This window comes from Glycomyces tarimensis (assembly GCF_054776215.1).
Genome location: NZ_BAAHCB010000004.1, coordinates 296,980 through 306,359, shown reverse-complemented (window position 1 = coordinate 306,359; position 9,380 = coordinate 296,980). Strand labels below are relative to the sequence as shown.

Annotated in this window: 13 protein-coding genes and 1 pseudogene; 10 read left to right on the top strand and 4 right to left on the bottom strand. The window is 69.1% G+C overall.

Going from position 1 to position 9,380, the window contains the following annotated elements; genetic code table 11:
• Positions 1–165: 165 nt before the first annotated feature.
• From ACYVK3_RS05275 to ACYVK3_RS05265, 3 genes are all read left to right on the top strand, one after another.
• Positions 166–597 (top strand): hypothetical protein, encoded by a 432-nt coding sequence (locus ACYVK3_RS05275; RefSeq protein WP_460496212.1) that lies wholly within the window; start codon positions 166–168, stop codon positions 595–597.
• Between the two features lie 189 nt (positions 598–786).
• Positions 787–1,020: a hypothetical protein gene (locus ACYVK3_RS05270; RefSeq protein WP_460496211.1), complete on the top strand. Its 234-nt coding sequence runs from the start codon at positions 787–789 to the stop codon at positions 1,018–1,020.
• Positions 1,021–1,078: 58 nt separating this feature from the next.
• On the top strand, positions 1,079–1,894 hold the full coding sequence (locus tag ACYVK3_RS05265; RefSeq protein ID WP_460496210.1) for a class I SAM-dependent methyltransferase: 816 nt from the start codon (positions 1,079–1,081) through the stop codon (positions 1,892–1,894).
• Positions 1,895–2,072: 178 nt separating this feature from the next.
• On the opposite strand, the gene ACYVK3_RS05260 is transcribed toward ACYVK3_RS05265, so the two are convergent.
• On the bottom strand, positions 2,073–2,405 hold the full coding sequence (locus tag ACYVK3_RS05260) for a hypothetical protein (RefSeq protein WP_460496209.1): 333 nt from the start codon (positions 2,403–2,405) through the stop codon (positions 2,073–2,075).
• Here ACYVK3_RS05260 and ACYVK3_RS05255 point away from each other — a divergent pair.
• The 5 genes from ACYVK3_RS05255 to ACYVK3_RS05235 all read left to right on the top strand — a co-directional run bounded on the left by ACYVK3_RS05255 (position 2,404) and on the right by ACYVK3_RS05235 (position 5,378).
• Complete coding sequence (locus ACYVK3_RS05255) at positions 2,404–2,826, top strand: MerR family transcriptional regulator (RefSeq protein WP_460496208.1); 423 nt, start codon at positions 2,404–2,406, stop codon at positions 2,824–2,826. The genes ACYVK3_RS05260 and ACYVK3_RS05255 overlap by 2 nt on opposite strands.
• A gap of 22 nt (positions 2,827–2,848) precedes the next feature.
• A complete protein-coding gene (locus tag ACYVK3_RS05250) occupies positions 2,849–3,181 on the top strand; it encodes a YnfA family protein (RefSeq protein ID WP_460496207.1) in 333 nt (110 codons plus the stop codon).
• A gap of 24 nt (positions 3,182–3,205) precedes the next feature.
• Positions 3,206–3,700, top strand: a complete 495-nt coding sequence (locus ACYVK3_RS05245; RefSeq protein WP_460496206.1) for a helix-hairpin-helix domain-containing protein — start codon at positions 3,206–3,208, stop codon at positions 3,698–3,700.
• Between the two features lie 160 nt (positions 3,701–3,860).
• Positions 3,861–4,379, top strand: a complete 519-nt coding sequence (locus ACYVK3_RS05240) for a nuclear transport factor 2 family protein (protein WP_460496205.1) — start codon at positions 3,861–3,863, stop codon at positions 4,377–4,379.
• A 195-nt stretch (positions 4,380–4,574) separates the two neighbouring features.
• A complete protein-coding gene (locus ACYVK3_RS05235; protein ID WP_460496204.1) occupies positions 4,575–5,378 on the top strand; it encodes a CPBP family intramembrane glutamic endopeptidase in 804 nt (267 codons plus the stop codon).
• 303 nt (positions 5,379–5,681) lie between these two features.
• Here ACYVK3_RS05235 and ACYVK3_RS05230 read toward each other — a convergent pair whose 3' ends face one another.
• On the bottom strand, positions 5,682–6,566 hold the full coding sequence (locus tag ACYVK3_RS05230; protein WP_460496203.1) for an SDR family NAD(P)-dependent oxidoreductase: 885 nt from the start codon (positions 6,564–6,566) through the stop codon (positions 5,682–5,684).
• An 81-nt stretch (positions 6,567–6,647) separates the two neighbouring features.
• On the opposite strand from ACYVK3_RS05230, the gene ACYVK3_RS05225 reads away from it, so the two are divergent.
• Positions 6,648–7,061 (top strand): winged helix-turn-helix transcriptional regulator, encoded by a 414-nt coding sequence (locus ACYVK3_RS05225; RefSeq protein WP_460496201.1) that lies wholly within the window; start codon positions 6,648–6,650, stop codon positions 7,059–7,061.
• Between the two features lie 49 nt (positions 7,062–7,110).
• Here ACYVK3_RS05225 and ACYVK3_RS05220 read toward each other — a convergent pair.
• Positions 7,111–7,969, bottom strand: a pseudogene (locus ACYVK3_RS05220) (helix-turn-helix transcriptional regulator).
• 85 nt (positions 7,970–8,054) lie between these two features.
• On the opposite strand from ACYVK3_RS05220, the gene ACYVK3_RS05215 reads away from it, so the two are divergent.
• Positions 8,055–8,837 carry an SDR family NAD(P)-dependent oxidoreductase gene (locus tag ACYVK3_RS05215; RefSeq protein WP_460496200.1) on the top strand — a complete coding sequence of 261 codons (783 nt, stop codon included), beginning with the start codon at positions 8,055–8,057 and terminating at the stop codon, positions 8,835–8,837.
• A 108-nt stretch (positions 8,838–8,945) separates the two neighbouring features.
• On the opposite strand, the gene ACYVK3_RS05210 is transcribed toward ACYVK3_RS05215, so the two are convergent.
• Positions 8,946–9,290 (bottom strand): VOC family protein, encoded by a 345-nt coding sequence (locus ACYVK3_RS05210; RefSeq protein WP_460496199.1) that lies wholly within the window; start codon positions 9,288–9,290, stop codon positions 8,946–8,948.
• Positions 9,291–9,380: the final 90 nt, after the last annotated feature.

The window sequence follows — 9,380 nt, the reverse complement described above, 5'->3', positions numbered from 1 at the left end:
CCCCCCCCCCCCCACACGCGTTCTGGCGCAACCCGATTCACTCCGAACTAGACGGTTCTGGACGCTCCTTTAAACGCTGGTGAACTACCCGTAACCTTGCGCCTAGTGTCCTCGTTGTTCCTGCAACCCACCTTTTGTGACCCCACGCGGAAGTTAGGAACTCGAATGTCGATCGAGTACAACGAGATTCTCGCCATGCTGATGGAAAACCGCCCCGAATTCGCGACCGAGCTCTACAACTGGTCGAACGGCCCCGACCTCCCCGAATACGATCGCATCGCGATCGACCGCCAGACCCTCGAGCTGTCGAACCGCGGCGACCGGCTCCACGTCTGCGCGCTCGCCGCGTACTCCAAGGGCGAGGAGCGGGTCTTCGCGATCCTGTTCGACGCGGTCCTCGCCCCCGACCCCGACCAGGCCGAATGCTGGCTGGAATTCATCGCCGACGCGCAGCGGGCACTGAGCTGCATGGTGGCCTTCGTAGTGCTGTGCAGGGACACCCGGACCGCCAAGTGGGCCCTCGCGCACAGCGCCGTCGGAGATATCGGCAACTATGTTCTGCCGGTGGTCATTCCATCTTTGCTCGCGAGCGCCTAGAATAGATCCGGCCCCGCCGCCGACCCCACCACGGCGGCGAGGGCCCCTTAGCAACCCGGTTGCGGCCGAATCAGCCCCGGGCGAGACTGACGACATGTCCAGATTCGGCACTCCGGTCCCCTACGCCGCCACGGCGGTGCGCCCCGACTACAGCGAACTCCCCACCGCCGTCCGCGAGCGGATCGCGCGGTGGAACTCCCGATGACGCCCGAGGCGCTCGACCTCATGCTGCGGGCTTGGGCGGACGCGGCCGAACTGCTCGCCCCGGCGCCACCGTCGCTCCTGGACGTCGGAGTGGAACGCCGCCCGATGGACGACTCACAGGAGGGGCCGATCGAGGGCGTCTCGCCGTACCTTCGCGAGCACCAGCGATGGAGCGGCCTCGTGGCGGCGGACTGGCTGGCGCACCGAAGGCACTGGTGAAGTCTCACCATACAAGAAACGTATCCCATAGACTGAAACGCCCGGTTAGGGTTTCGTCATGTCAAAAGAGACGGCGACCTACCTCCACGGCCACCACGAGTCGGTCCTGCGCTCGCACGCCTGGCGAACGGCGGAGAACTCGGCGGCCTACCTGCTCCCCGAATTGCAGGCGCACAGCACGATACTCGACGTCGGGTGCGGTCCGGGCACGATCACGACCGACCTGGCGGCGATCGCCCACAAGGGCCATGTGACCGCGGTCGACCGCGCCGAGGGCATCCTGGAACAAGCGGCCGAGTACGCGGCGGCCTCGGGCGTCGAACATGTCGACTTCGAGGTGGCCGACGTCCACGAGCTCCGCTTCGAAGACGACGCCTTCGACGTCGTCCACGCACATCAGGTGCTCCAACATGTGGGCGACCCGGTCCAGGCCCTGCGGGAGATGCGGCGAGTGGCGACACCCGGCGGCGTCGTGGCGGTGCGGGACTCCGATTACCGGTCCTTCACCTGGTACCCGGAGTCCGATGGCCTGACGGACTGGTTGGACCTGTACGAGCGGGTCGCCCGAGCGAGCGGCGGCGAACCCGATGCCGGCCGACGCCTCAAGTCCTGGGCCTTGAAGAGCGGCTTCCGCGAAGAAGACATCACGGCGACCTCTTCCACGTGGACCTACAGCACCCCGCATCAGCGCAAGTGGTGGAGTGAACTGTGGGCGGACCGCGCGCTGCAGTCCGGCTTCGCCACGCAGGCGGTCGAAGGCGGCCACGCCACCCGGCGAGACCTGGAGGCCATAGCGCAAGCCTGGCGCAGCTGGGGCGCCCAAGACGACGGCTGGCTGATGCTCCCCCACGGCGAACTCCTCTGCCGAGTCTGAGCCGCGGCCGAAAGCGGCTATGCCGGTGGTCACTTCGGCTTGCGTCCGGTACCCGGGTACGGGTTTACGGTGGACTCCGACCAGGCAGTTCACCGAACCGCGAGGAGCGACCGCCATGACCGCATCGCCGATCACCGAAGTGACCGGGACCCAACTCGACGCGCGCTCGCAGTCACGGCTAGCCCGAGCGTGGGTGCCGGCCGATGCGTGCCGGCTGCCCGCCGACGAGCAGCCGCTCCGCCTGGCCGCGTTCGAGGGTCTGTTCGCCACCGCCGTCCATGCCGTCCACCGCGTCGCACCGAACCGACTGCTCCTGGACCTGTCGCCCGAGCCGTCCGTGGCGGCAACGGCCGCCGAACTGGCCGCGCGCGAGGCCGACTGCTGCGGTTTCTTCGCTTTCACGCTCACCGCCGCCGAAGGCTCGCTCAGCTTCGAGGTGGCGGTGCCCGAGCATCGCAGCGGAGTGCTGGACGGTCTGGCCGCCAGGCCGCATCCGCGGGGGCCCGGGCATGAGCGCCGGTCTGCGCCCCGGACAGGTGGCGGAGGCCGCCGGGGTCGGCCGGGAGACGTTGCGCTACTACGAGCGGCGCGGCCTGCTGGCCGAAGCCGAACGCACCCTCGGCGGCCACCGGCTCTACCCGGCCCAGACGGTGACTCGGCTGCGGCTGATCAAGGCGGCCCAGCGGCTCGGGTTCACACTGGACGAGATCGCCGAACTGACCGACCCGCAGCGGCATCGCCGTCGTCCCGACGGCGGCCTCGCCGCCGGTGCGCGGACCAAGCTCGCCCAGGTCGAGGCGCGCATCGCCGACCTCGAGGCCGTCGCCGAGCTGCTGCGCGCGGCCCTGTCCGCCGGCTGCGACGACCTTGACGCCTGCGCGGCCACGCCCGAGTGCCCGCTCCCGTTCCCCGAGCGCAGACCCGGGCCATGACCGCATTGGTAGGGTCGCGCCCGTGGACATCGCCCGGTCAATCTTCCTGTTCATCCTCGCGGCCCTCGCCGAGATCGGCGGGGCCTGGCTGGTCTGGCAAGGGGTCAGGGAGCACCGCGGCATCCTGTGGATCGCCGCCGGGATCATGGCCCTGGGCGCCTACGGCTTCGTCGCCACCTTCCAGCCCGACCCGCATTTCGGGCGCATCCTGGCCGCCTACGGCGGTATCTTCGTCGCCGGCTCCTTGGCCTGGGGCATGGTCGTCGACGGCTTCCGCCCCGACCGGTGGGACGTGATCGGCGCGTCCATCTGCCTGCTCGGCGTAGCCGTCATCATGTACGCCCCACGCGCCTGACCGCCACTATGCCAAGGTGAACGCATGACGACTCGCGCCCAACTCCGCAAGAGCGCGCTTTCGCACCCTGGAGTGTCCGAGAGCGGACCGGTATTCACCGTCAGCGGCGAGGAGTTCGCGTCGCTCGATGCGAACGCCCACGTGCGACTGCGGCTGCCGCCCGCCGAATCCGAGGACATGGCCTCCCAGCATGCGACTGCCGAACGAGCGGGCGACTTCGTGCGCCTGCCCATCGAAGACATCAACGGCCAGGCTCTCAACTACTGGGTGCGGCGCGCCTGGCTCGCATGCGCGCCGCCGGAGCTCGCCGCCAAGGCATCCACCGCCGAGCAAGCCGGCGCAGGCGAGGTCGGCGACCTGCCGAAGGGCATAGGGCGGCCGGCCACCCGGGCGCTGGCGAATGCCGGCATCACCACACTCGACCAGGTAGCCCGACTCTCGGATGCGGACCTCAAGGCGTTGCATGGCGTCGGGCCCAAGGCCGTGCGCATGCTCCGGGAGGCGCTCGACGCCCGCTGACTCCTCGGCACGACCGGCCTCACCGTCCCCGGTCATACCGGGGAATGAGCCGCTTTCGCGGCCTACTCCCGAAGTTTCGGGGCAAAGGCGACTCCGGGAGGATGTCGCGGCGACGGCGATCGCCCTAGCGTCGGTGCCGAACCGACTCGAGGAGGAAGCCATGCGAATGCCGAAAGCGGCCAAGATCGCCATCGCCGGCGTAGTCGCGGCCGTGGCGATGACCGGCGGCGTCGCCGTCGCGAGCGCCGACGAGTCCGCCGGCGTGCAGGACGAGGCGACGACGCGGGAGCGGGACCAGGCCGCGTTCGACGAAATCCGACGCCAGCAGGAGCAGGCGTGGATCGACCAGGACGGCGCGGCCTTCGCCGCGACCTTCAGCGAGGACGCCGACGTGGTCACCTTCAGCGGCGACCACCTGTCCACCAGGGACGAGATCGCCGAGGGGATGCAGTACTACTTCGACAACTACATCGTCGACTCGCGCCTGAACATGATCAGCGAACACGTGCGCTATGTGGAGCGCGACGTGGTCGTGATCGTCAGGACAGGCTGCATCATCAACGAGGGCGAGAGCGAGTGCCGCGAGGATTCATACTCCACGAACACGAACGTCCTCACGCGTGAACGAGGCCGGTGGCTCCAGACCTCGTTCCAGAACACGCGCCGGTTCGACTTCTGATCGAAAGCCGAAACGGGCCGTCACGGCGATGCCGTGACGGCCGTTCGCGGCGGGAATCGGCTCAAGTCCGACAGGACCGTCCGGTCGGCCACTGGCGCTGGATGCCGCCGGCAGAGGCGTGTGCGTCATCTGCTCCCGGATCGCCGCCGATGCCGCGGCGCGCGCCAGGTCCGGATGCCGACTAAGCTGTGTGGCGTGCCCCCTCGCATACGCGCACCGCGTTTCTCCCCTGTGCTCCTCGCCGCCGGACTGACCCTGCTGTGGCACATCGTGCTGTTCACGGCCGCGGAACTCGTCCCCGGGCAGTCGCGGCCGCATCTCGGCGCCGCCCTCATCACGCTGTGCACCCTGCCGGTCGTCGTCCTGGCGGCGGTCGCCATGGGGAACTGGCGCTACAGCGGTCTCGCGCCGGTCGACTCCCGCCCGAGTAGACGTCGCGCCGTCCGGCTCGTCGCACCGCTGTTCCTGGTGAGCCTCGTTTACACCGTGCCCGGCATCGAAGGCAGCACCGAGACCCTTCTCTACCTGACCCTCTACTGCCTGGCCGTAGGCCTGACCGAGGAAAGCCTGTCGCGGGGCGTGGTCCAGCGGCTCCTCGCTCCGCTCGGTCATGTGCCCGCGGCCGTCTGGGTGGGCGTCCTCTTCGGTCTCGGCCACGCGCTGTCGGGCGTGTGGTTCGGCAGGGATCTCGGCGACACGCTGTTCCAGGTCGTGAGCACCGCGGCCTTCGGCTTCGGATACGCGGCCACTCGGTTCCATCTGGCCACGGTCTGGCCGCTGGTCGCCTCGCACGCGGTCTACAACTTCTCGCAGTTCGCCAGCCCCGGAGCGGCCCCGTGGCCGGTCCAGGCGGCGGTCGCGGCCGGTTTCATCGCTTACGGGATCTGGCTGCTTCGGCTCCTCGATCGGCATACGACGCCGCCACCGAGCAACCGTCGAACGACTCCGGCGGCAGCGGCGACTCGCCGCATGAAGCCTGCACGCCCAAAGCGGCCCTAAGCTGACTCCCTGCCCAGCCCGAGCAGCGCCAGAGGACGTCCTTGCCGAGACCCCGCGCCACGACCTCGTGACGTCGGTGGTCCTCCCAATCCTCCCGGCTGAGCCGCTAGCGCCGGCTGACGACGCGCTCGACCGTGAATGCCGGCGGCGGCCACATCGGCGAGAGCCGCCAAGTCCTCGAAGTCGAGCAGTCGCAGCTCCAAACGCTCAGTGCGAAGCCGCAAGCGACAGATCGGCAGGCGATCGGTGAGCATCCGCGGATGCTCCGCGCTCGCGCACGACCTCAGTCCACGCGTGGACCGCCTACTGCTCCTCGAAGGCCGGCTCGAGTGGCAGCATGTCGAGGAGCGTCTTCGTCATAGCGGCGAATCGCTCGGCGTTCGCCGGATCGAGCGTCTCCAGCCCGAGCGGGACAGGTTTGCCTCGGTCGATCGCCGTGAGCGGCGCCGAGGGCGGATTGTCGATGAACCCGTGGATGGGCGCGATGGATTGCTCGATCGGGCGCGCGGCGAACTTGGCTGCGATCCTGATGAAGAGGCGCGCCGCGCTCGGCAGTGGGGTGAGATCGCCGCTCTGGGTGAAACCGGGGTGGTACAGCACGTATGGGGCGGGGCTGTCCGGCTGCGAGCTGTAGGCGACGCCGAGCAGGTCATTGGCGCGACCGGCCTGGAGTTGGGCTGCGATCATGCTGTACTTGCGCTCGAGCTGGAGGTCGTCCCAGTGGACCTCCCCTTTGGTCATGCCGACGCCCGCGACGTTGACGATCGCCGGAGCCGCGCTTCTTCGCAACAGTGGAGCGAGCTCATGGCTGAGCACGAAGCGACTGAGATAGTAGAGCGCGAAGGTGCGTTCGAAACCCTCCTGGGTCACGGTGCGCTGCGGCGACTGCCGGTTCGCGAAGAGGCACAAGGCATCGATAACCTGGTGGCGTGCGGCGATCTCGTGGATCGCCCGCCGTGTGGCTTCGACACTGGACAGGTCCGCCTGGACGAAGTGCACCCGGTCGGAGGCGTCGATCCGTGCCGCATCGGCTACGAGCCGCCGGCCTTTGGCGGGATTGCTGCCAATGGCGACGATCGAATCGCCGCGTTCGGCCCGGGCGAGGGCCAGCGCACGCCCCATCCCATCGGTGCCACCGCTGATGACGATGACATGGCGGTCTGGCGCAGTCGGTTGCGAGACATGCATATGCGTCTTCCCCAGGTAGTTACCTTCAGTGCGTACTACGATTCTCGGTAACCCCTCGCGGCCGCACAAGGAGGCAGTTTGATGTCCGGTACGCACACGGAGGTTCCTTCCATGGTCAGCGCGGCGCTGCCCGATCCGGTGCCGGCCGACGAGTACGAACAGTGCCCGGTCACCGACGTCCTCCGCCGGGTCGGCGACAAGTGGTCGATTCTGGTGATCGTGCTGCTCGGGAAGCGCCCGTACCGGTTCAACGAGCTCCAGCGCGGGATCGAGACCATCAGCCAACGGATGCTGACGCGCACGCTCCGCGCCTTGGAGAGCGATGGACTGGTGCATCGCGAGGTGTTCCCGACCAAGCCGCCCAGTGTCGAATACAGCCTCACACCGCTCGGTGAGACCCTGCTGGTACCCCTCTCGGGTCTCGCCGATTGGGCCGTCGAGCACGGGCCGGACATCGCGGCCGCGCGGTCGTCACAGAATCCAGAGCGCGACTGAAACCGTGCCCGGCCATGCGACGGCCGCCTGACGCAGTGGGCCTCTCGCGTCAGTGCGGGTCTTTCGCTGCGGCGCCTTCGGGTCCGAGCACGGCCAGGAACGCCAGGGCCTCGGCGTCCGGGGAGCCTGCGGGGGCGCTGTAGAGCACCAGGTGCTGATCGCGATCGGCAAGGTGGAGCGTGTCGCAGTCGACCGTGACGGCACCGACGACAGGATGCTGGAAGGTCTTGGTGAGCATCGGCGAGGGCTGAACGTCGTTGCGTTCCCATAGGCGCGCGAACTCGGCGCTGCCGGTGCGGAGCTCATCGACGAGTCCGGCGATGGCCGGGTCGGAGGGGTACCGGGCGAGCGCGGACCGCAGCTCCATGACGGCATGCTGCCGGAACTCGGCAGCGTCTGCGATCCCGTACAGCGGATCGTCGGCGGGCGACGCGGGCAGGAACGCACGCCGCGCGAGGTTGCGGTCCTCGGGGGCGCGGTCGTCGAAGTCCTCCATGAGCCCCGCGGCGAGGTCGTTCCCAGGCGAGCACATCGAACGCGGCGGATATCACGAACCCGGCGGTCTGCGGGAGCCGTTCCAGAAGGGCGAAGATGCTGGGGCGCACGTCGCGGCGGTGCAGGCCCGTGCGGTTCGGGGCCGTGCCGGCGAGCAGGTGCAGGTGATCGGACTCGGCGTCCGTGAGCCGAAGAGCGCCCGCGATCCCGGCCAGCACCTCGGCCGACGGGCGCGGTGCCCTGCCCTGTTCAAGCCGGACGTAGTACTCGGTGGAAATGTGCGCGAGGACGGCGACCTCTTCGCGGCGCAGGCCGGGAGTGCGGCGCCGGGGACCGGAAGGCAGGCCGACGTCCTCTGGGCGCAGTCGTTCGCGTCGACTGCGCAGGAATGCGGCCAGCTCATGCTTGTCCATAGCTCCAGTATGCGCCGCCCGGTGTGGCTGAGCCTGGTACCGACGATGCCTGGATACGGATCGGCGGGCGAAGGACGCTGAAGCCATGACCGACAACATTGACGCCACGCCCATCGGCCTGCTGGCCGGCAAGATCGTCTTCATCACCGGCGCCAGCCGCGGTATCGGCGCGGCCGCCGCCCGTCTCTTCGCCGCCGAAGGCGCCGCCGTCGTGCTCGCCGCCCGCGGCATCGACGCACTCGATCGCATCGTGACCGAGATCCGCGCCGACGGCGGCACCGCCGACGCGGTGACCGTGGACCTCGCCGACCGCGACAGCATCCGCGCGGCGGTGAACCGGGTCGAGGAACTGCACGGGCGGTTGGACGGCGCGTTCAACAACGGCGGCGTCCTGCAACAGCCCGGTCCGCTGGACACAACCAGTGAGGAGGACGTCGAGGAGCAGTTCGCGGTGAACTTCCGGGCGCACTGGGCCGCGATGAACGCGGAGGCGGCGCTCGCGCGAAAGAGCGGCGGCGGGGCGATCGTGAACACCTCCAGCATCGGCTCCCGCCGCTCCAACCCGCTCCTGCCCGCCTACGGCGCCATGAAACGGGCGCTGAACAGCATCACCGAGACCGCCGCCGTGACCTGGGCTCCGGAGGGCATCCGAGTCAACGGCATTACGCCGGGCGGCACCGCCACAGAAATGATGCACGGGTGGGAGAAGGCGACGCCCGGGATCATCGCGGGGGCCACTGCCGCCACGCCGATGGGGCGCATGGCCGAGCCACGCGAGGTCGCCGAGGTCGCCGCCTGGCTGCTGAGCGACCGCGCCTCGATGGTCACCGGCGCGATCGTCCCCGTCGACGGCGGAGCCGGGGCGTGACCGAGCCGCACGCGGCGGTGCTCATCTCGGGTGCCAGTCGCGGCATCGGTCAGGACGCCCTTGGAGCCTGCCGCCGGCAGAGGGGGCGCGGCTGAGGTGCCGCACTGATCAGGTGTGCGAACCGACGTTGAGGACCCGGCCTGACGAATCCCGGTAGAAGAACCGGGTGACGCCCCACTCTTCGGAAGTCAGCGGGTGAACGATCGCTACGCCGGCCGCGACCGCGGCGTTGTACGCCGCGTGCACATCGTCGACGAAGACCGAGACGTCCGGGTTCACGCTGGCAGTGGCATCGGCGGTCATGAGATTCAACTGACGCCCTTCGCCGTCTGCGAGAGTGACGATCCAGCCGTGGTCCATCACCACTTCCAGCCCGAGCACCTTGGTGTGCTCCTGCACCGCAGTGGCAAGGTCGGTGACGGTCAGGTCCGGGACGATCCGCTCGATGTTCATCCGACCAGTAGATCATCCCCGCCGCGCGGCGCTTCCTTGCGTCTCGGGGAGGCGGAGGCCGAGCTGCCTTACCGAATTCGGATTCCGACC